This window comes from Macrococcoides goetzii (assembly GCF_002742385.2).
GTDB classification, from domain to species: domain Bacteria; phylum Bacillota; class Bacilli; order Staphylococcales; family Staphylococcaceae; genus Macrococcoides; species Macrococcoides goetzii.
The window spans coordinates 1-534 of record NZ_MJBI02000025.1; the positions used below are offsets into that span (position 1 = coordinate 1).

Consider the following 534-nt stretch of genomic DNA (forward strand, 5'->3'; position numbering starts at 1 on the left):
CAACCAGATCATCGGTACACCGGATATCATCACAGACTGGAACGATGACGCTGCGACAGGAACGTACGAAGAGACACGTGACTTCCCAGTAACAATCACAGTGACAGATGAAGCAGGTAACGTAACAGAGGAAACAATCATAATCACAGTACAACGTGATACGGATGGTGATGGAATCCCTGATGTAACAGATACAGATGATGACAACGACGGAATCCCTGATACAGAGGATAACAATCCGAAGGTAGCAGATACAACAGCACCGACGGTGGATGCATCAGATGCGACAGTTACAGAAGGACAGGTGATCACGCCGATCCCAGTAACGATTACAGATGATAACGACACGACGGAAGAAGTGACAGGCCTACCATCAGGTTTAACGTACGATGATGCGAACAACCAGATTGTCGGTACACCGGATATCATCACAGACTGGAACGATGACGCTGCGACAGGAACGTACGAAGAGACACGTGACTTCCCAGTAACAATCACAGTGACAGATGAAGCAGGTAACGTAACAGAGGAAAC

1 protein-coding gene is annotated in these 534 nt (G+C 47.8%); it reads left to right on the forward strand.

The annotated features are described in order from the left end of the window. The coding region (locus tag BFS35_RS13860; protein WP_240628460.1) for a thrombospondin type 3 repeat-containing protein at positions 1-534 on the forward strand (534 nt) is incomplete at both ends.